At 59.8% G+C, this 19,947-nt stretch carries 17 protein-coding genes and 2 pseudogenes; 4 read left to right on the forward strand and 15 right to left on the reverse strand.

Annotated elements, in window-relative coordinates; translation table 11 throughout:
- Positions 1–15 precede the first annotated feature (15 nt).
- From AC0L26_RS28665 to AC0L26_RS28675, 3 genes and pseudogenes are all read left to right on the forward strand, one after another.
- A pseudogene (locus AC0L26_RS28665) lies at positions 16–237 on the forward strand (DUF4172 domain-containing protein); the annotation flags it as partial.
- Between the two features lie 347 nt (positions 238–584).
- A complete protein-coding gene (locus AC0L26_RS28670) occupies positions 585–1,622 on the forward strand; it encodes a type III secretion protein (RefSeq protein WP_473635597.1) in 1,038 nt (345 codons plus the stop codon).
- A 23-nt stretch (positions 1,623–1,645) separates the two neighbouring features.
- Positions 1,646–2,428: pseudogene (locus AC0L26_RS28675) on the forward strand (ISNCY family transposase); the annotation flags it as partial.
- A gap of 155 nt (positions 2,429–2,583) precedes the next feature.
- Here the strand turns inward: AC0L26_RS28675 and AC0L26_RS28680 are convergent.
- The 15 genes from AC0L26_RS28680 to AC0L26_RS28750 all read right to left on the reverse strand — a co-directional run bounded on the left by AC0L26_RS28680 (position 2,584) and on the right by AC0L26_RS28750 (position 18,501).
- Positions 2,584–4,488, reverse strand: coding sequence for an ABC transporter ATP-binding protein (locus tag AC0L26_RS28680; protein ID WP_473635598.1), 1,905 nt, complete (start codon positions 4,486–4,488; stop codon positions 2,584–2,586).
- Positions 4,488–6,350 (reverse strand): ABC transporter ATP-binding protein, encoded by a 1,863-nt coding sequence (locus AC0L26_RS28685; protein ID WP_473635599.1) that lies wholly within the window; start codon positions 6,348–6,350, stop codon positions 4,488–4,490. The genes AC0L26_RS28680 and AC0L26_RS28685 overlap by 1 nt, the downstream gene beginning before the upstream one ends.
- Before the next feature lie 92 nt (positions 6,351–6,442).
- Complete coding sequence (locus AC0L26_RS28690) at positions 6,443–7,327, reverse strand: SIR2 family NAD-dependent protein deacylase (RefSeq protein ID WP_473635600.1); 885 nt, start codon at positions 7,325–7,327, stop codon at positions 6,443–6,445.
- 37 nt (positions 7,328–7,364) lie between these two features.
- On the reverse strand, positions 7,365–7,577 hold the full coding sequence (nifT, locus tag AC0L26_RS28695) for a putative nitrogen fixation protein NifT (RefSeq protein WP_473635601.1): 213 nt from the start codon (positions 7,575–7,577) through the stop codon (positions 7,365–7,367).
- The gene (locus AC0L26_RS28700) at positions 7,574–7,876 is read right to left on the reverse strand and encodes a nitrogen fixation protein NifZ (RefSeq protein WP_473635602.1); all 303 of its coding nucleotides are present in this window, start codon (positions 7,874–7,876) and stop codon (positions 7,574–7,576) included. Before AC0L26_RS28700 ends, nifT begins: the two co-directional genes overlap by 4 nt.
- Positions 7,877–7,964: 88 nt before the next feature.
- Entirely contained in the window at positions 7,965–8,159 is a 195-nt protein-coding gene (locus AC0L26_RS28705; protein ID WP_027162783.1) for a 4Fe-4S dicluster domain-containing protein, read from the reverse strand.
- Between the two features lie 32 nt (positions 8,160–8,191).
- Positions 8,192–9,673 (reverse strand): nitrogenase cofactor biosynthesis protein NifB, encoded by a 1,482-nt coding sequence (gene nifB, locus AC0L26_RS28710; protein ID WP_473606509.1) that lies wholly within the window; start codon positions 9,671–9,673, stop codon positions 8,192–8,194.
- A 498-nt stretch (positions 9,674–10,171) separates the two neighbouring features.
- Entirely contained in the window at positions 10,172–11,929 is a 1,758-nt protein-coding gene (nifA, locus tag AC0L26_RS28715) for a nif-specific transcriptional activator NifA (RefSeq protein WP_473635603.1), read from the reverse strand.
- Positions 11,930–12,098: 169 nt separating this feature from the next.
- Complete coding sequence (locus AC0L26_RS28720) at positions 12,099–12,398, reverse strand: ferredoxin family protein (protein ID WP_473635604.1); 300 nt, start codon at positions 12,396–12,398, stop codon at positions 12,099–12,101.
- A gap of 13 nt (positions 12,399–12,411) precedes the next feature.
- Positions 12,412–13,719, reverse strand: coding sequence for an FAD-binding protein (locus AC0L26_RS28725; RefSeq protein WP_473635631.1), 1,308 nt, complete (start codon positions 13,717–13,719; stop codon positions 12,412–12,414).
- Positions 13,720–13,730: 11 nt separating this feature from the next.
- Positions 13,731–14,840, reverse strand: a complete 1,110-nt coding sequence (locus tag AC0L26_RS28730) for an electron transfer flavoprotein subunit alpha/FixB family protein (protein WP_473606514.1) — start codon at positions 14,838–14,840, stop codon at positions 13,731–13,733.
- 18 nt (positions 14,841–14,858) lie between these two features.
- Positions 14,859–15,707, reverse strand: a complete 849-nt coding sequence (locus tag AC0L26_RS28735) for an electron transfer flavoprotein subunit beta/FixA family protein (protein WP_473564606.1) — start codon at positions 15,705–15,707, stop codon at positions 14,859–14,861.
- 157 nt (positions 15,708–15,864) lie between these two features.
- Entirely contained in the window at positions 15,865–16,242 is a 378-nt protein-coding gene (nifW, locus tag AC0L26_RS28740; RefSeq protein ID WP_473602954.1) for a nitrogenase stabilizing/protective protein NifW, read from the reverse strand.
- Positions 16,243–16,793: 551 nt separating this feature from the next.
- A complete protein-coding gene (gene nifS, locus AC0L26_RS28745; RefSeq protein ID WP_473635605.1) occupies positions 16,794–18,011 on the reverse strand; it encodes a cysteine desulfurase NifS in 1,218 nt (405 codons plus the stop codon).
- A gap of 169 nt (positions 18,012–18,180) precedes the next feature.
- Positions 18,181–18,501 (reverse strand): iron-sulfur cluster assembly accessory protein, encoded by a 321-nt coding sequence (locus tag AC0L26_RS28750; protein ID WP_473564609.1) that lies wholly within the window; start codon positions 18,499–18,501, stop codon positions 18,181–18,183.
- A 321-nt stretch (positions 18,502–18,822) separates the two neighbouring features.
- Here AC0L26_RS28750 and AC0L26_RS28755 point away from each other — a divergent pair, with 321 nt between their 5' ends.
- Positions 18,823–19,884: a hemin-degrading factor gene (locus tag AC0L26_RS28755; protein ID WP_473635606.1), complete on the forward strand. Its 1,062-nt coding sequence runs from the start codon at positions 18,823–18,825 to the stop codon at positions 19,882–19,884.
- Positions 19,885–19,947 lie beyond the last annotated feature (63 nt).

The following is a 19,947-nucleotide window of genomic DNA, read 5'->3' on the forward strand; positions in this document are numbered from 1 at the left end:
GGAGGGCGGGCACGCTTGTGGAGGCCGTGGACAGTTGGAGCGACCGGCTCGCCGATTAAGAAATCGCCCCGATTGGAACCGCTGGAAAGCGAATTCCTGCTGCGATCGGGTGAGTTCCTGGGTGTCTTTCCGCACGTCGATTCTAACGACCCCGACCAGATATGCATCGATCTTATCAGCGAAGAGGCCTTGAAGACCTCAGCAATCGAAGGCGAGTACCTCAACCGCGAGAGTCTCGCGATCAGAAACTCCACTACAGGTGAACAGCTATGGGAATTTGCATCTCCAAATCCTCCGGATCGACTCGACATGCCACAGACACGGAAGAGTCGCCGCGAGAATCAACGGCGTCGGGCATTGAGGGCAGCATATCAGCGCTGAGAGTCTCCCTCGGAACGCCTGCCGACAGGTTGCGACGGGGCGGAGATGCTCCGCTGGAGCCACATCAGATCCAGCAGGCCGCCTACCATATGGGAGCATGTGTCGTCGGTGACGAGGTCACCAGCCCGACAAGACTCGCGACAGCGGGGCAAACAGTTCACGACGTTCGCCTGCTGCTCAAGCATGGCCGGGGAAACGTTAAGGTGGACGACATTCCCTCTCAAGGCCACAACGGCATCGGATCGTCGGTTGCAATGATGGGAGCAGACCACAACATTAAGGTTGCCGTGGCCGTAGTCATGGGAGCCGCGTGCTGCAATCAGACCGCTCCCCTTTCCGCTATCGTCCACGCCCCACACATGGCGGCCGACGAGCGGAGTATTACCTCTAGTGCTTCCGTGTCAATGAAGGAGATAACCGACGAAGGTGATGAGATCCCAGTTAAGACGGGCCACATTTGGAACGAACTGCGGCGCGGAAGCCGCGACCCGAGGTCGACCGTGGTCATGGATGCCTGGGCCAACGGTCCCGCTGTTCGGTTGAAAGACAGCGCATGGAGCGGAGTGCCGGCCAGGGAAGGTCATTGGTCGATGGACAAAAGCACCGCCGAATTCCTGAAAAACCGTGTTGAGGGGTTGATTCCGTTCGTGCACCCGGACACAAATGAACAAACTGCCAACGATTTGCGCCGGAAGCAAAACGCACCCGTATCGTGGGAGAAATATGCAGAAGTACAGGTGATCTCACCCGAGTTCGCCGAAAGTGTACGCAACGCATTGTCCCGTATTCCTGAAGACCAACAAAGGGAAATCGCCTCACGGATGATTCAGGAAGCCTACGGAATGGATCCTTCCTTGTGCACGCACCAAGACGCAGTGGAATCAGTTCTGGTGGCCGCCAACCAACTGGACTCGCTGCCCCGGCCTCCTGTCGAGCCGCCGGAATTGGCGGCGTATCACCAGTTCGACGCAAATCAAGAGGCCCAAGCTCACGCAGTTCCCGGCATGCAAGATATCTTGCCGCACATGCCTCCGCCGCAGCATGCAGCAGAGGAACGGAATGCGAATCTGGACGGCCACATAGCAGGTCTTGAGGCTGAAGTCCGTGCGACAGGTACGCAAATCTCCTATGAACAGCTGCGGCGGGGTGGTCTAGTCGGACAGGCCATAAACCGCGACTTCAGTCACGCCCGAGACGACCTGATGGCTGCCTCGAGAAGCAGAGATCGCTCCGGCCGTTGAGGTCTGGGCCATGGTAAGCCAGCATATTCGATCTTTTCGCGACACACGAGATCGGCCACGAGCTGAAAGCGATGTCGTAATGGCTGGATAAACATCGTGATCTGCTCGGATTGGTGGCCCGAGACCTGGGTCGAGACGACGTCAAGGCCACCCGGACGGCAAGGTCTGCCCGCCAAGCCGTCTTGCGTTGCGCGTTGCTCAAGCAGTACCGCCAGCTGAGCTGCCAGGAGCTGGCGTTCCATCTCAAGGACTCCGCGTCGTTCGAGCCTTTGCCTGCCTGCCGCGGTCATGGAGCCCGCAGAAGTCGGTGCTGCAAAAGACGATCAGCGCGATCCGGTCCGAAACCTGGGAAGCGATCAATCGCGTGCTGATGACCAATGCCCGGCGGGCAAAGCCGGAAGACGGCGCTGTCGTGCGGCTGGACAGCACCGTGACTTCAGCACTCACGCACGAACCGAGCGACAGCAGCCTGCTGCGGGACGCAGTCCGGGTCATGGCGCGCCTGTTGAAGGACGCTCATACCTTGATCGGCAGCGCAGGTTTGGCATGGCGCGATCATTGCCGCGCGGCCAAGAAGCGTGCCCGCAAGATCCAGTTCACACGTGGTCGACCCAACCGCGTCGAACTCTACCGTGAGCTGATCGGGATCATCCGCGCCACACTGGCCTATCTGCAGCAGGCAGCGGCGCGGGTTGGCGGTGGCGACCACTCCGTTCGTCGAACTTTGGCAAGCTCAGGTTTGCCACTATCGGCCGCTGATCGAACGCATCATCACACAGAGCGAAAGGCGAGTGTTGGGCGGGAAACCGCGGGCGTCCTGTTGTAGTTGTGCCTGGATCGGTGATGGCCAATCATTCTTCACGATTGCTGCGTGTCACTCGAGATGTTTCCCGTCGGCTGGAGCCACATGCGGAGGGACGAGCGCGCGGGCTAGACGATCAGATACGGCTCGCAAGGAGCATCAGGTACGAGAGGCGGCTTGTCCGTTCGGATCGGCTCCCTCTTCGGGAATATCGTCAAATGACGAGTAGTTCAGGTTATAGAGTTTGGAATAGAGCCCGCCCATAGCCATCAGTTTTTCATGGTTGCCGGTCTCAATAACCCGGCCGTTCTGAAGCACGATGATACGATCGGCACCTCGGATTGTGGCGAGACGGTGAGCGATGACAAGCGCAGTCCGGCCTTCAAGGAGCTTTCTGAGGGCCTTCTGGATCAGCATTTCCGTGTAGCTGTCGATGCTGGCGGTGGCCTCGTCAAGAACGAGGATCTTGGCGTCGGCGACGAGAGCGCGGGCGAAACTGACTAGCTGGCGCTGGCCGAGAGAAAGATTGCCGCCGCGTTCGACGAGTTGAGTTTCATACCTGTCGGGAAGGCTCATGATGAAAGCGTGGGCTCCGACCACCTTGGCGGCCTCGATCACTTTGTCCCGCGTGGCTTCCGTCTTGTGGTAGCGGATGTTCTCGAAGATCGTGCCGGTGAACAGAAACGGCTCCTGCAGCACCATGGCGATCTGGTTGCCTAGCGATTCCTGTGTGAGATCGCGCACATCATGTCCACCGACCATCACTTGGCCTTGCTGAGCATCATAGAAGCGGTGAACGAGGGCCATCGCGCTCGATTTGCCAGAGCCGGTCGGCCCGACTAATGCGACCGTCTCGCCGGGATTGACCCGGAAGGAGACGTTTTTCAGCACCGGATGGTTGGGCTCGTAGCCGAACGTGACGTTCCTGAACTCGACCGAGCAGTCAGTTTCCGGCGAAAGGACCCTCGCATCCCGTTTGTCCTGGACTTCGACCTTGACGTCGAGCACATCGATCAGGCGCTTGCCGGAGGCCATTGCGCGCTGCATGACTGAATACTGCAGGGTAAGGGAGCGAATTGGATCAAAGAAGCGTTGAATATAGAATATGTAGGCCACCAATACGCCTACACCGATGCGGCCATTCATAATCATGGAGCCGCCGACCACAATGACGACGGCCATGGCGAGACCGGTGAGGCCATCGACGATCGGGACCATGACCTGTGCATACCTGGCAGCAGTCAGGTGAGTCCGGAGGTCGGCATGTGCCTTATCGTCATACAATACGAAGTTTACGCACTGGCGGTCCATGGACTGGACGGTGCGCACGCCCTGAATCGCTTCGGCCAATGCGCCGTTGACGACTGAATTGGTCTCTTGCGCAGCCATGAAGGCCTCGCGAGCACGCGGCAGCCACACGATGCGAATAATTAACAGGGCCGGCAAGACCGAGAGCGTCAGAAAGCCGAGGCTGAAGTTGACCGACAGCATTACAAAAATGATGCCGAGGAGAAGCGCGATGTCGCCTACGGAGTAGATCGAGTTTTCGAGAAATTCGTGGATAGAGTTGACGTCGCCCTGAAGGCGAGACATCAGGCGTCCTACCTCGGTCTTGTCCATGAAGGAGAGCGATACCTTCTGCAGATGGGCAAACATGGCGCGGCGAATGTCGAAAAGGACGCTCTCGGCCATTTTCCCTACCACGGTTTCCTGCGCGTAAGCGGCCCCGAAATTAACCAGAATGGCAAGCGCAAACGCGACGGCGGCCTTAAGCAGGGCGGAGGCATCAGCGCCCGCGGGAGTTATGGCGTGGTCGATGGCGTAGCGGATGATCAGCGGGATAAGAAGCTGCGTGCCAGTGAAAATCAACAATGTGGCAAGCGAGACGACTGCCATGGCTCGGTAGGGATGAACGAAGGCCCATATGCGGCGAATGATGTTCTTGTCAAAAGCTCGGCCAAAGATCTCCTCCTCGATGCGATGGGACCCGACGACCGCGCGCGGAGGACGTCTACCGCTATCATTCGGTTCGACTTCGAGTTCGTTGGCGTGCCGCTTGGGCATCAGGGCGCGCCTCCAAACGTGGTCGCAATGTCATCTCCAGGGCGCAACTGAAGATCATAAAGGGCCTTATAGCGTCCTCGCTTGGCCAAAAGCTCTTGATGGGTGCCGCGTTCCACGATCTCGCCGTTGTCGACAAACAGGATCCGGTCGGCGTGCTTGAGGGAACTCAGCCGGTGCGCGATGATGATCGTCACCCTATCTTTGGCGAAACGCCCTATCGCCACGCTGATGCGCTGCTCTGTGGCGGCGTCGATCGCGGCCGTTGAGTCGTCGAAAACGACGATCGATGGGCGCAACATCATCGTGCGAGCTATGGTGAGACGCTGACGCTGGCCACCAGAGAGAGATCCACCACGTTCGGCGACGACCGTCTTGTAGCCCGCGGGCAGGCCAAGGATGTAATTGTGCAACTGGGCGGATTCGCTAGCGCGTTCAATCCGCTGTTGCTTCGCCCAGGGGTCGCCATAAGCGATGTTGTTCTCGATCGTGGTGGTGAACAGGTATGCATCCTGCTGGACGACGGCGACCGCCTTGCGAAGCGTAGCTAGGGTCACCCTGCGGATGTCCTGCCCGTCGAGCATGATGGTGCCGCCAGTCACGTCATAAAAGCGAGGAATTAAGTGAGCGATGGTCGATTTTCCCGAACCCGGCGGACCCACGATCGCGATCGTCTCGCCCCTATGGGCGCTAAACGTGATGTTCTTCAGAATAACGCGGTTTCCGGCGCCGGGATATGCAAACGAGACATTGTCGAAGCGCAGGGTGCCTTCGCTGATCTCGAGCTGTCTTGCACCGGAAGCATCACTGATCGTGATGTCCTGGTCGAGCAGACCGAATACACGCGAACCGCAAGTGTAAGCGCGGGCGAAGCCGTTCACCATTAGCCCGATCTGGCGGACGGGCATTTGCAGTATGGTCATGAACGTCAGAAACATCGTCAGCGTTCCAGCGCTGATCTGGCCGGCGATGACCTTGTTGCAACCGATCCAAAGAACCAACCCCATGGCGAAAAAGAAGGCGAGGGTCATTGCCGAGGTATTGGTCACATAAACGTTAACCTGCTTGTGGGCGAGTTTGAGCGCATTTTTCGAGGCGCGGTCGAACTTTACCATTTCATAGGCTTGTGCCGAAAACGCCCGGACAACGCGGATGCCCGCGAGGTTTTCCTCCATAACGCGGCCTAAGACGGAAAGCCGCTCCTGCAGCTCGAGCCAGATAGCGCGTAGCTTAAGCTGTGTGACCGACGACCGCCAGGCCACGAAAGGCATGAAGCTCAGCGCGATGAGACCGAGCACCGGGTCGGTAGAAATCATCATGCCCGCGCCGATCCCAATCAGCATGATGAGCATAAGCAACCGAACCAGAGCGGTGGAAAAATACATCCGCACGCCGTCGAGATCGAGGATGCCGAGGGTGATCAGGTCGGCTGAATGCACCCGGTCGTGAAAGGAAAAGCTCAGGCGCTGGACCTTCTCATAACAAGCCAGTCGCAGTTCGTACGCGGCGTGGTGCCCGACGGCTTCGGAAAAATAGTTTTGCGCCATCGTGAAGAGGCCGCGCAGCAAACTCGCTGCGAGCAGCAGGAGAGCCAGAGTCCAGAGCGTTTGTTCTGCGGCCTCCCCCGTGAGATCACTCCCGATTGCCACCTGGGTCTGGTCGACAGCCCAGCCGAGAAGCCACGGAATTAGCAACTGCAGGATCACGGCTATGATCGTCGAACCGATAGCTAGCGCGACCTGCCACGGGTGCCTCAAATTGATGCGCGTAATGCGCAGTAGTATGTTCAAGCCCCCGCCCCACGCGGCCGCTTTCACATGCGCGGAAGATTTGAGAAGGGTCGCGCCAACAGCATCACTGCCCACAGAATGTCCCCGACTGAATTTTGTGCCTTCGGAAGCGAGCCGGTCGACTCACACCAAAGATTGCCTCCAAGGTGATCCTGGCCACCATCGGCTCAAGACGCTGAGCCGGCGAGTTGCGCCACGGCTTCGCTCGCTGGCATGTCGATCACCGTGATTCCGCTTGCCGCAAGGAAACGGGCCTCGTTTCTGGTCAGCGTTTCACCATCCATGATCGCGTAACGGGGGCCTTCCGAGCGCTTCATGATCTGCCTGGCGTAGATGCGCAGCATCTGATCATTGAAGCGGCAGCCGACGAAGAAAAACCCTCGGTGGACGCGTCGTTCCTTGACCACGTCAGGAATGGGCGTCTGGATATCGATTTCAGTCAGGGCTTCGACATAATCGGAATCGGCGATGAGGAAATTTCCGGCCGGCCTGATACTGCCGTGAGGCGCATAGAGAACCGTCTCTGTCGCTGCTCCGGCCTCGAGCTCCCTTCCAAACAAGTCATAGGTTCTGGTCCAGATGTCGCGAACTTCGTTCGCCCGCGTGACGCCTTGTATCTCGGCGACGTCGGTTCGCCCGGTCTCAGCCAGCGCCGTCCTCATGGCGCCTTCGTACCAGCTGTCGATGATGAGGGAGAGCGGGAGCTTTGCGAGCCATTTGTGCAGGAGCGTCGGGATCGTCGGCCCGGCGAATATATCTGTCATCCAGGCTTGAAGTGTGCGGCGATGCCGGCGCTGCTCGATGAATTGCGCGACTGACCACATGTTGGTGCGGATCTTCGAGGGGGCCGGCGCCCGCGTGTTGAGTGCGGCGGCGACGGCCTCCGGGGTACACGGTACAGCCGACTCCGCTGAGCTTAGCCGCAGCAGACCCGGACCGAGATATGGGATCACCTGATCCGAGACGAGCGCTTGTCTGGCCAACTCAAGCAGCTTTCGGGCGAAACTGTCCCGCACGACGACGAGGTGGCCCGAGGTCGGGATCGTGTTCATGCTCTTTTCCTCTTGATCCTCTCATCGACGGGCAGCATTACTCCCCGCCCGGAAGCTTCCTTGCCTCGACGGTGATTGGCAGACGCGTATGCGGCGGAAGATCGGGTAGAAGGAGCCGCCACCCGTTCCTGAGCGTTACGATCCCGCCCCAGAGGTCTTGGTTCTCGAACTTGATGATCGGCTCTTCGAGATCCTTTTTGGGAACATACGCCGACAACCCGGAATCGGTCCTGCGGATCATTACTTTCATCCGGCTGTTCCTTGTTTGGCGTTTTCTTCGGGTTTGTCGAGGCTCATCAATTCACGCGATCGCATGCCCACGACCGTCCCACGGTCGATCCATTCGACCGCGTAGATGAAGAACTGCTGGAGAAAAGTGCCGATGTCGCGCACATAACCCTCTTCGCCCTTGCGAACGAGATTTTCGCCGATCTCCCTGCCAGGATAGGTGCCGTCATTCCTAACGTGGCGAGTGGCACGGACCCGCTCTCCCGGCTGAAATTGGGGAGGTCTGCGGATTTCCACCTCCTGTTCGCGTGCGAGCCACATGGCGGATCCTTGGTTCTCTAGGGCTACTGTCATTGATGAGGCGCGCAGGCATTCCCGGGGGCAGCCACTTGTGTGGGTAACCGTGGACTCAGGCAGGAACGCAGGTCTTCGGCACAGGACACACCGAAGCACATTGCTGCGTTTCGAAAGCTCCCTCGCATTCGGTGCACTTCTGCAGCTCGACCACGTAGCTCTCGCCTTTGAACTTGATAGCGCCCGACGGGCATTCGAATTCGCAAGCGCCGCACTGTGTGCATTGGGATGCGATGATCTTGAAAGCCATTTTGACTCCTGATTCGAGTAGATGAGATGGGTTCAGGCCGTCGCCGCGCGTGCCTGGACGCCGAACTCGGCGGCGTAAACCGCGCCGATTGCCGTTTCGATGTAGTCATGGCCGTAAGCGTCGGTTGCTCGGATGCCGGCGGCCGCGAGCTGATCCTTGGGGCAGTCCCCGATTTTGACGCAAAGCACGACGTCCACGCCTTCCAGCGCAGCGATGACCCCGTCGAGAGTGGCCTTCTCGCCCCAACCCCCGAGGCAATACTGCTCAACCTTGCGGTGCCCGACAAAGTTGATCCCGCGCGTCGAGGCTTCATACATCTGGAATTCCTTCGCATGACCGAAGTGTTCGTTGACGCGGCCGCCGCCCTTGGTCGCCACCCCGATGAGAAGGGACTTTCCGGACATCGATGTCTTCACTACTCCGAGCGCTTCGGTTCTGGCCGCCAGGTGATCACGGCGCTCGTCCGCGACCAGCTCCCGGTAGGCTCCGCGTTTGCTGGCATCGTAGGTGAGCTCACCGGGGATGTGGGACATCGTGAATTCCTGGCCACGATCTTCACCCAGCAGGCCGACGGCATCTGCCCGGCACTGCCGGCAGTGCCGCATCAACTTGGCGCCGCCTTCGAGACGATCCTGAAGAGCCTTCATCTCTATTGCATTTGGGCCACGCTGTCCGGTCAACCCGTAGTGGGTACCGTGCGCCGGGTCCGAGATCAGAGGCATGACGTTATGGAGGAACGCGCCGCGCTGCTTGACCCACTTATTCACCTCAATCAGGTGCTGGTCATTCACTCCAGGGATCATCACCGAATTGATTTTGGTGAGGATGCCGCGTGCGCTGAGCATCTCCAACCCCAGCATCTGCCGCTCGTGCAGGATTCTGGCGCCTTCGACGCCGCAATAGCGGCGGTGACCGTAAAAGATCCAGGGATAGATTTTTGCACCGATTTCCGGATCGACCATGTTGATTGTGATCGTCACGTGATCGACATTCATGTCGGCAAGCTGGTCGACATGGTCCGGCAGCGCGAGCCCGTTCGTGGAGACGCAAAGCCTGAGGTCGGGGATTTCCCCGACGACGCGTTCGAACGTGGCCTTCGTCTTCTCCCAGTCGTAGCAGGCATCACCCGGTCCGGCGATGCCAAGCACCGAAAGCTGCGGCACTTCATTGGCGACCGCGATCACCTTGCGTACTGCCTGATCGGGCGTCAGCCTTTCCGAGACAACCCCGGGCCGGCTTTCGTTGGCGCAGTCATATTTGCGATTGCAGTAGTTGCACTGGACATTGCAGGCCGGGGCGACGGCGACGTGCATGCGCGCGAAATAGTGGTGCGCCTCTTCTGAAAAGCACGGGTGGTCCTTGATCTTGTCCCAGATGGTCGGATCTACATCGTCCGGCCCTGTCGACGCTCCGCAGGAGGAAGATGTGCAACCACCCGACTGGGCACTCACCAGCAACCGGTCGGAGACCCTCGCGCCGGTCAGGCTCTCAACTGAAATCGCCGGTGCGGCCATTGAGCGGCTCCATTACGGGTTAACGTCGCCGTTCGAAGCGCAAGAGCAATGCCAACTCAAAACGTGGCGCTAGCTCACGAATTGGGTTTCCGCGTCTGAGATCATGGAGTTGCTCCGACATAGCTTTGTCGGACTTCTAACAGGGGCACGCTCAGAAGGTGAGGAAGACGACTCCGGTCGGACAATCAGTTCAAGAAAGACAACATCCTTGTCGCAAAACCGGGCGGGAATTACGCCGAGGGCGATCACGCGCGCCGACCGCTCAGCCGGCTCTCGGCCACGCGCATTCGTCCGTGGTGAAGTTGCCACTGCTCGACTGAGTCTGCAGGGTTCCGATCCAGGAGGGTGTGGCTCTCCTTTCTGCGATCGGCAAGACGACGGAAAGGGCAGGTGATAAAGGGGGCGTGACCGCATCACACGCTCGCGCTACTTTGGCCTGGGCTCCGACACAGTTCGCGTAGCTGGCGCAGTGTTCTCGTTCTCCACGTCATGAGGATGCTAAAATTTCTTCACCTCGATACCGTGTCGGCGCAAAGCGTACCCGACCTGTCGCGGCGTGACGCCGAGGACACGAGCGGCCTTGGCCTGAACCCAGCCGACCTTCTCCATCGCATCGATCAGCCGGTCGCGTTCCGTCAGGCGCGGGCCTATTGCGGGGAGAGCGGGATCCTCCTTTGCAGGGTCGGCAGTATGGGGTCGCACGTTGTCCTGCGGGGCGCCGAAACGCCCGCCCGGCATCGGCAATCCGGCGGGCATCATATTGCTTCGAAAGCGCTGGTTGCCGGTATTGCCGCTGTGCGAATGATCAGCTCTTTTCCAAAGGAGCCAGGACAGGCATTGGTTATTGTTGCAGGCAAAATCCGATGGAGCGATTGTCCTTGAACGCGCTAGCGTAGCCGTCCTTTGTATGCAGTTCTCCAATTCGCGGACGTTACCGGGGAAGTAGCATTGCGAGATAAACTCGAGCGCCGGCGGCGCGAAGGCGAGTTCGAGATGGTTCGCCTTGTTGAATCGCTCGAGGAAGGCGTTCGCAAGCCGAGGAATATCCCCCGGTCGCTCTCTGAGCGGAGGCAGGATGATTGGCACCACATTGATGCGGTAATAAAGGTCGGCCCTGAAATCCCCGTTTACGACAGCCGATTCGAGATCCCTGTTGGTGGCGCATATAAGTCGCACGTCGACCTGCAGCGTCTTGCTACCACCGACACGCTCCAGTTCGCCTTCCTGCAAGACGCGTAACAGCTTGGCTTGGAAGGCAGGCGAAATCTCGCCGATTTCGTCGAGGAGCAGCGTTCCCCCATTTGCCAGTTCAAAACGGCCGGCGCGCTGGGAAATTGCCCCTGTGAAGGCACCTTTTTCATGTCCGAACAGCTCCGACTCCAGAACGCTTTCGGACAGTGCGGCGCAGTTCAACTTGACGAAAGACTTCGCTCGTCGGCGCGAGAGCCTGTGTATGGCTTGCGCGAAAAACTCCTTGCCGGTGCCGCTCTCGCCCCTCAGAAGCACGGTGGAATTCGTCCTTGCTACAATGGAGACTGTTTCGAGCACCTGCTTGAGTGCGGGGCTTTCCCCGATGATCCCATCAATTTTGACAGGCGCACGCGGGACCGCGTCGGTCCGGGCCTTATCGGACGAAGTCTCCGCTCCCCAGAGCTCATCGACGCGCCGCTCACGATCGCTGGTCAAGCCGCGATGGAGGCGAACGGTGCGGCCGACGAGGTCGGCCACCATCGTCAGGAAGCAGATGTCCTCATCGTAGCGGGACCCGCAGTCGTTGTCTCTTACGATCGACAACGTCCCAAGGATCCTGTCCTCGGCCTTAACCGGGACGCCGATAAAGGCCATCGGGAGGAAATTGACGCCAGGACGTGTCTGAAGGTCGCTCTGAAAAAACTCGGACGTGCTGAGGTCCGCGATGACGAGCCGCGTGCCGGTAGCGACAATTTGATTTATTGCGGCCTTTGGTATGACCGGGCGAGTGCCTGATGGGGCGCCGCTGCCGGCACTCGCGGCGATCTCCGGCTCACCTTCTGACTCCAGGACAAAGATGGCTCCATGACGCATTTGCACAAAGGACGGGAGAGTGTTCACGACGTTGGCCAGCGTAACCTCCAGCCGGGCGGGAGCCATCAGAGCCTTCGAGACCTCGTACATTCCCCTGAGCCAGTCATCCGCTTCGAACATCCCCTCACTGGCGGGTTTGCGGAAGGTGTCTCGACGTCTTTCGTTGACCCGATCCGGGGATATGTGAGCCATGGAAAGACCTCAGCGGTTGTGGTCAGCGGTGCTCCTCCCAAGCGCCTTTTCATCAGTTCAGGGCGTTCACCCGCTCCGCACTTCGGGCGCGATGGTGCCGACAAGATTGCGCTTTGTCGAACTTCGGGGTGCACAGCTGCACACCCACTGAAACGGGTGCCAAGGCCGATCATCCGAACTTGAAGAGGACGCCGAAGCCACCACGCGGATAGTTCCATTCGATCTCGCCGCTGGCCTCGCACAAAACGCGGCAGGTGCCGCACTCCATGCAGCCATCGGCGGTTATTTCGACCTGACCTTTGTCGTTCAGCTCATAGCATTTCGCGGGACAGACGTGGGTCAGCGCGAGCAGACTTGCGCTCGGTTGCTCGTGCGGTCGTACCTTTATATGCGGACGGCCGGGGTCTACCAGATAACGGTTCTGGTAAAGCTTGTCTTCGACACGTGATTTCGTCACCGGGTTCGTCATGTCGTCAGTGCCCTCACCGCCACGCCAACGCCAAGCGAACCGCATCGCTGATCAGCCCGCAGCGCGAGCGCGCCTTGATGAAGGCGGCCGTCGTCGCCTTTTCCTTCTCGATCTTTGGCGTGCCGTCGACACGCATGAAATTCTGCGCGGCTTGCGACATCAACCAAGGGTAGGTCGTGAAGAAATTGGAGGCGTTTGTGTGCAGTAAAGCGGGCATGTCTTTGTATTTCCGCAGGTCTTTGATCACGAAGGATTTGTCCAGTATTGCCTTGTATAGGGCGAGGTTTCGCTTGGTCATAGGATCGTTGCGTCTCTTGACCTGGATGATAGCCTCCGCCGCCATGCGGCCCGAGGTCATGGCAAGATTAGAGCCCTCGCGGTGAACGGCGTTGTTCAATTGCGCGGCATCGCCGACAACCACCCAACCGTCGCCAAAGAGCTGCGGAATAGCTTTGTAGCCACCTTCGGGAATGAGATGCGCGGCATATTCTTTCACCTCCGAACCGGCAATCAGCGGCCGGACCGAAGGATGGTTTTTGAATGCGTCGAGAAGGGCGTACGGGCTCTCCATCTTGGCGGCGAAATCCGAGACGAGGCAGCCGATGCCCAGTGAGATCGATTCCTTGTTGGTGTAGAGGAACCCGAGCCCGGCCATGCCGCGGGAGATCGTGCCGACTGCTTCAATCACACAGCCTTCACCCCCTTTGACGCCGAACCGCTGCTCAATGACCTCTTCGGGCAGGAAATGCATTTCCTTGACTGCGAGCGCAACGGATTGCGGCTTCAGCATCTTGCGCAGGCCGCCCCGTGTGCCAAGCAGTCCGCAGACACCCTCTGCAAGAACAACCACGTCCGCGTAAATCACTCCGCCAGCCCGATCCGTGCGGACGCCGATCACCTTGCCCTTACTATCGCGGACGAGGTCCGTCACCGTGGTCTCGCACAAAACGGTCGCACCGGCCTCCCGCACCCTGCGCGAAAACCATTTATCAAACTGGGCACGGATGATCGTATAGCGATTGGGCTTTACCTCGTTGAAGTCGTCCGAGCGATAGTGAATTCCGGTGTGGGAGGTGTCGTCCATAACCCATAACCGCTGTTCAACCAGATGCCGCTCGAGAGGTGCATCATCGCGGAAATCCGGAATGATCTTCTCCAACATGTTCGCATACATGATGGCACCCTGGACATTCTTAGAACCCGGATATTCACCTCGCTCCAACTGGAGCACATTCAAGCCGTCGCTTGCCAAAGTGTAGGCAGCTGCGTTCCCGGCCATTCCGGCGCCGATGACAATGGCGTCGAACTCTTCCTTGATCATCTGCATCTGCCTTAGCTCGCAAGCTTGTCGCGACTGTGCGGTGACAGCCGCCGGGTGAAGGCCTCGATCAAAGCCGGCAAGAAGCGCACCGCATCGGTGACGATCCCGAGGTGGGCGAAATCGAAAATCGGCGCGTTCGGGTCGGTGTTGATGGCCACGATAAGATCGGCTCCCTCAACTCCAACGCGGTGCTGGATGGCGCCGGAAATGCCGGCCGCTATGTAAAGCTTTGGCCGGATTGTCTTGCCTGTTTGGCCGATCTGCCGATCGGCCGACATCCAGCCCTTTTGAACCAGGGGCCTCGAACAGCCGAATTCGGCGCCTATCACGCGCGCGAGACTCTTTATAAGCTGCAGGTTCTCCGCTCCGCCGAGACCAAGCCCTCCCGCAACAACCACGTCCGCATAGGCGAGATTGGCGATGCCCGACTGGCTATCCGGAAGGAATCCCAGCACCTTGGTGACGATGTCGTCCTCGGCGAGCGACAGCTTGTGCGGGATGACACGCCCGATCGCTCTGTCGGTCCGCTGCGGCATGGGCATGACCCTCGGTCGCACCGTCGCCATCTGCGGCCTGTAGTTGAGCGTGTAGATCGTGCATAGCAAGGAACCGCCAAAAGTCGGGCGGGTCGCGGCGAGCGAACCGTCAGCATCCACGTCGAGTTCGGTGCAGTCGGCGGTTAGCCCTGTCAGCAAGGTGGTTGCGACGGACCCGGCGAGATCCCTGCCGAGCGTGGTTGCGCCCAGAAGCAGGATCTCGGGTTTGTAAGTATCAACCAGATCCGTCATCGCCTTGGTGAAAGGCTCATTGCGATAGGCGGCGAGCAGCGGCGCCTCAACGAGGTAGACGAGATCGGCGCCATAGGCGAAGGCCTCGGCGACTGCGTTGTGGGTGGCATCTCCCGGGGGTCCGAGCACAGCACCCGCGAGCTGGACGCCAAGTTCGTCCGCCAGCTTGCGGCCCTCGCCCAGCAGCTCGAAGGATACCGGGTGGACATGGCCGCGTTCGAGCTCGATGAAAACCCAGACGTGCCGATAGTCCCTGAAACGCTCGGGAAGCTCTTTCTTCATCCCGGCACGGCCGGGGGGCTGCCGAGGGGCGTCTGAGTTCGTGCTCGACATATGGTCTGCTCCTTGCCGTCACGCGCCCTCGAAGGCGAGTTCCGGTTCCAGCGCCGGCTGGCGGGTGAAGATTGCACCGATCAGTTCGTCGGCGACATCGCGCAGTGTCTTCTCCGCGGTCTCAATCTGCGCGGCCTTTTCCGACCGGGCGCTAGGGGCAAAAACGCGTTTGACGACCGTCGGCGAGCCACGCAAGCCGCATTTGGTGAGATCTTCAATGCCGGCCTCGGCCGCGCTCCATTTCACAATCTGGCTACGTGCGGCGCAAAGCGCGTCTTCGATCGAACCCCGGCGCATCTCGTTTGTGCCTTCCAGCATGGTGATGAGGCAAGGCAGCCTGCTCTTCAGCTTCTGGGTGCCGCCCTCGCAACGGCGCTCGACCGTGATCTCGCCTGCAGCAAGATCAATGGAGGCGATTTTCGCGACATAGGTGAGTTGAAGCAGATCGAGACGCTTGGCGATGCCGGGCCCGACTTGGGCGGTGTCGCCGTCGATCGTTTGTTTGCCCGTGAAGACCACGTCCGGCGTGCCGAACGTATCGCCGATCTTCGCGATTGCCTGGGAAAGAGCAAAGGAGGTGGCCAGCGTGTCGGAACCGGCAAAGTAGCGGTCGGTCAAAAGCACCGCGCGATCGGCGCCGTAGCCAAGCGCCTTGCGCAGGGAGTCCTCGGCCATAGGTGGACCCATAGTCAGCACGGTGACCTCCCCACCATAGGCGTCGCGTAGCCTGAGAGCTTCTTCCAGCGCGAACAGATCGTAAGGGTTGATGATGGTCGGCACGCCCTGGCGCATGATGGTGTTCGTCACCGGATGGACCCGTATCTGTGCCGAGTCCGGCACCTGCTTGATGCTGACGACGATATGCATTGGCGTTCTCTGCGTTATCCCGATGCGGGCTGGCGGTGCGCGTTCTTGTTTGCATCATTCGTGCCAGGCATTTGCGGGCGCCCGTGTCCATTGAAGCCCCCGGTTTCGACGTCCGAATTGTCGGCTTGTCGACATTGTCGCGTCGCAACTATGTGGCTTATTCGCCGAACCGCTTCAGGACCGTGTCGAACGGAACGAATGTGCGGCCTGGCGTGTGAGGTTTGTCCGGATCATGATCTTTGAGCACCTTGAAAACCCGGTGCGTGAGCGGCGAGGAAATCGCGAATTCCTCGTAGGCGCGTACCAGCATGGCGCGCATGCGCGCGGCAATCACCTGGTCGGGCAGACCGGAGAAATCTTCCTCGACAAGGTATTGGCCCACACGCTTGAGGATATGCAGCCGCGAGACATTGAGCACCTTCGGATCATACGTGACGCCAAGGACAGCGAAGAACTCCTCGGCGGATGAGAGGCCTTTCAGGCGCGTGAGTATGTTGGTGACGTCGATGGGACTGCTGTCAGCGGAACAATTCATTGCATTCTCCCTTGTCGGAAACGGTGGTTTGTTGCGTTCGTCGCACATTCGACATGCAGCCCCGAAAGCCGCGGTTGATGAACGAATGCCGCTCAGCCAGCGCCGCAATCGCCTCGTCGACACAACTGGGCTCCGTTGCCTGGCGCTCTGCCGCGACCGAGGTCTGGCGCGAGCACCAGGCAGAGGATAGGCCGCAGAGCTGCTGGCGGCCGCGCGCGACCATATGCTCGATGGGCTGTGGCGCTCCTCCCGCTTGGTGACGAGCTAGACATCCGATGGACGACAGATTGAGAGCGCAGACGCCGCTCTCGACCACGCACTGAGATCGTGTGAGGTCATCCGGCACCATGCCGTCAGCCGCACCGGGAAACTCCGTATGACCACGGCGCAAACTGCTTCGATCTCATCAGTTCCCATGCCCGCGTGCCCGATCTCGATCCCAGGCAAGCCGGCTGCCGCAAGCAGGCGGTCGCAAGCTTTCCGCCCTCGAGGCAACGCCGGGAGCCTGCTCGACCTCGCGCAGGGTGGCCTCCTCGAGAAGACCTGGCTGCTCACGAATGGACGCCAGTTCTTCTGCCGCTGAGACCTGGAACGCATTGGAGAGCATCGGCGCTGCGTCCATTCGACCCGGAACTGTGGGCGTGGCGCAGCGTCTCCACGACCGAAGGCAAGACCTCGAGCGCCCGGTCCACGTCTTCTTGTCCGTTGTCACGCGCGAAAGAGAAGCGGACCGCCGCATGTGGCATTTCCATCGCTCTCAGCACATGGCTTGGCTCCGCACAGCCTGATGTGCAGGCGGACCCCGAGGAGCAGACGATACCCTTGCGGTCCAGGAGATGCAGGATCCCATTGCCTTCAATACGTTCGAAGGCGATGTTTGCGGTGTTCGGCAAGCGCACTAGGGGATCGCCATTGACGAAGCTGTTTGGGACACGCTGGATAAGCCCGTTCTCCAGCCGGTCGCGGAGCCACTTTATCCGCTTGGTCTCGTCATCCATGAATTTCAAGGCAAGTTCGGCGGCCATGCCGAGCCCGATTATGCCGGGCGTGTTTTCGGTGCCCGCACGCCGGTCGCTCTCTTGGTGACCGCCCTTGATCATAGCGTGGAACGGCACGCCGCGCTTGACGAAAAGTGCGCCTATCCCTTTTGGCCCATGGAATTTATGGCCGGAGAGCGACAGCATGTCGATAGGGGCTGATTTCAGGTCGATCGGGAGCTTGCCGACGGCCTGCACGGCATCAGTGTGGAAAATGGCGCCGACCTCCTTGGCCAATTCGGCGAGCTTGATGACCGGGAAGATCGTACCAGTCTCGTTGTTGGCCCACATGATCGAGACGACCGCCACGTTTGGGGTAAGCGCGGCCCGGTAAGCATCGACGTTCAGCCGGCCATGGCGGTCCACCGGGATCCTGTGCACCTTAGCGCGGCCCGTCTCCTCAAGATGAGCGCACAGGGTCAGCACAGCAGGATGTTCCACAGCGGACGTCACGATCTCCGTTCGGTCCGGCATCACCTCGAGCGCCGAAAGAATGGCCGCATTGTCGCTTTCCGTTCCACCCGAGGTGAAGGTGATCTCATCGTCGAACTGCGCCCCGATCAGCCCCTGCAACTGACGCCTCGCCTTTGCCAAAGCAGCGCCGGCAAAGGCGCCAAAACGGTGCGCCGACGAAGGGTTGCCGAATTGATCGGTAAGGAACGGCAACATCGCATTAACGACCGCGGGATCGACCCGGGTCGTTGCGTTGTTGTCGAGATAGACAACTGTCATCGGTGGTCTCCAATCGAGCGGAATGCCGTCAAGCGCGGCCTGGTCGCATCGAGCCTGCGCCGTTGAGAGTGCGATCCAGAGCCTGCGCAAGTCTCCACAGATTGAACGCAGGCCCGGGACCAGGGCCACCGCCAAGCTCACCGAAGGCGCCCTCTCCCTTCTTCGACGATCAGCCGAATGACTTGCCGCAGGAGCACTTTTGTCGCGCGTTAGGATTGTCGAAAACAAAGCCGGAGGATTCGAGACCCGTGACGAAGTCGACGGCCATGCCGGCGACATGCGATTGGGAGTCGGCGTCAACAAACACCTTGATCCCATCTGTCTCGACAATGGCGTCGCCCTCGCGCGAGACGCTCTCCAGGCCCAATGAATATTTGAAGCCGGAGCAGCCGCCGGCCTCAACCATGATACGAAAGCCGTCTGCGGGCTCGCTAGCGGCGGACAGAGCGGTCTTGACGGCGGCAACCGCCTTGTCGGTGAGCGTGATCATGGCTCGTTTCTCCTCGATGCGGACGAATTGCGGATTACCGTGCATGGACCGTGCCAATGGAAAAAGCCGTTTTCGAACAGCGTGACATCCTCAACACGCCCAGGATTCCGCTTTCGGAATTGCCGCGTATACGTCGAGCATCGACGCGTATTGTCGGATTTGTCGGTTTCGCCACACCTGCATGGACCCGAGTTCCTCGTCGAACTGCATGCAAGCGAGGTTTCCGGGATGATTCCAGGAATTGGTACGCCTTTTGAGACTCCTCGTGGCGAGGGCTAAGGCTCCCAACACCGACAATATGCGCAACGCAGGGGTTAAAACATGCACCAGCGCGGGGAACTTTCGCCGGAGGCAATCCGGCGTGCACGCGAAGACTGTCCCACCATCCGCGGCCGCGATCTCGCCGCCAAACTGGGCATTTCGGAAGCGGAGCTCTACGCGGCACATTGCGGTTTTGGCGCGCTGCGCATCGAGCCGCGCGTCAATGATGTGCTTACCGGTCTCGAGGCCGTCGGCGAGGTGATGGCGCTGACCCGCAATGACAGTGCCATGCATGAGAAGATAGGCGTCTACGACAAGGTGTTCACTGGCAACCATCGCGCCATGGTGCTCGGCAATGACATTGATTTGCGCATCTTCCCCAAGGTGTGGACGCATGCCTTTGCCGTGGAGACACGCGAAGCCGAGGACATCCGCCGCGGGCTGCTGTTCTTCGACGCGGCAGGCGAGGCAGTGCACAAGGTATATCTGAGACCGTCCTCAAATCTCCATGCCTATCGAAAACTGGTAGACGAGCTCCAATCCTCCAACCAGGAGCAGATCCTCTCGGTTGAAACGAGGTCGGCCGAAAACGACGCAAAGAGTCCGGACCAAGCCGCTACGGTCGATGACCTACGCGAGCACTGGAGTCAGCTGACCGACGTGCACCAATTCTACGGCATGCTGAAGGCGCTCAACCTCAGCCGCCGCCAGGCGGTGCGCATGGTCGGCGAGGACTACGCCTGGCTGCTCGACCATGCTGCGCTGGGCTCTATGTTCCATCGTGCGGCCGAAGACGAGATGCCCATCCTGTGCTTCGTCGGCAATCGTGGCTGCATCCAGATCCATTCCGGCCCAATCAAGACGATCAAGCAGATCGGACCCTGGATCAATGTGCTCGACAAGACCTTCCGCCTGCATCTCAGGACCCACCACATCCGCGAGGTTTGGGTCGTGCGCAAGCCGACCCGGGATGGCCACCTCACGTCACTTGAAGCCTATGGCGCTGACGGCAAGATGATCATCCAGTTCTTCGGGATGCGCGAGGAAGGCGCACCCGAGCGCGACGACTGGCGGTTACTGGCCGAGAACCTCCCGCGCATTCCCCGTTCGACCGCTGCCTGAGGCAACACCGATGCGTCTTGATTTCCGTTCTCGCGCGGTGTGCGGGCCGCTACTTTGAACTTT

It is taken from the genome of Mesorhizobium sp. WSM4823 (assembly GCF_055811195.1).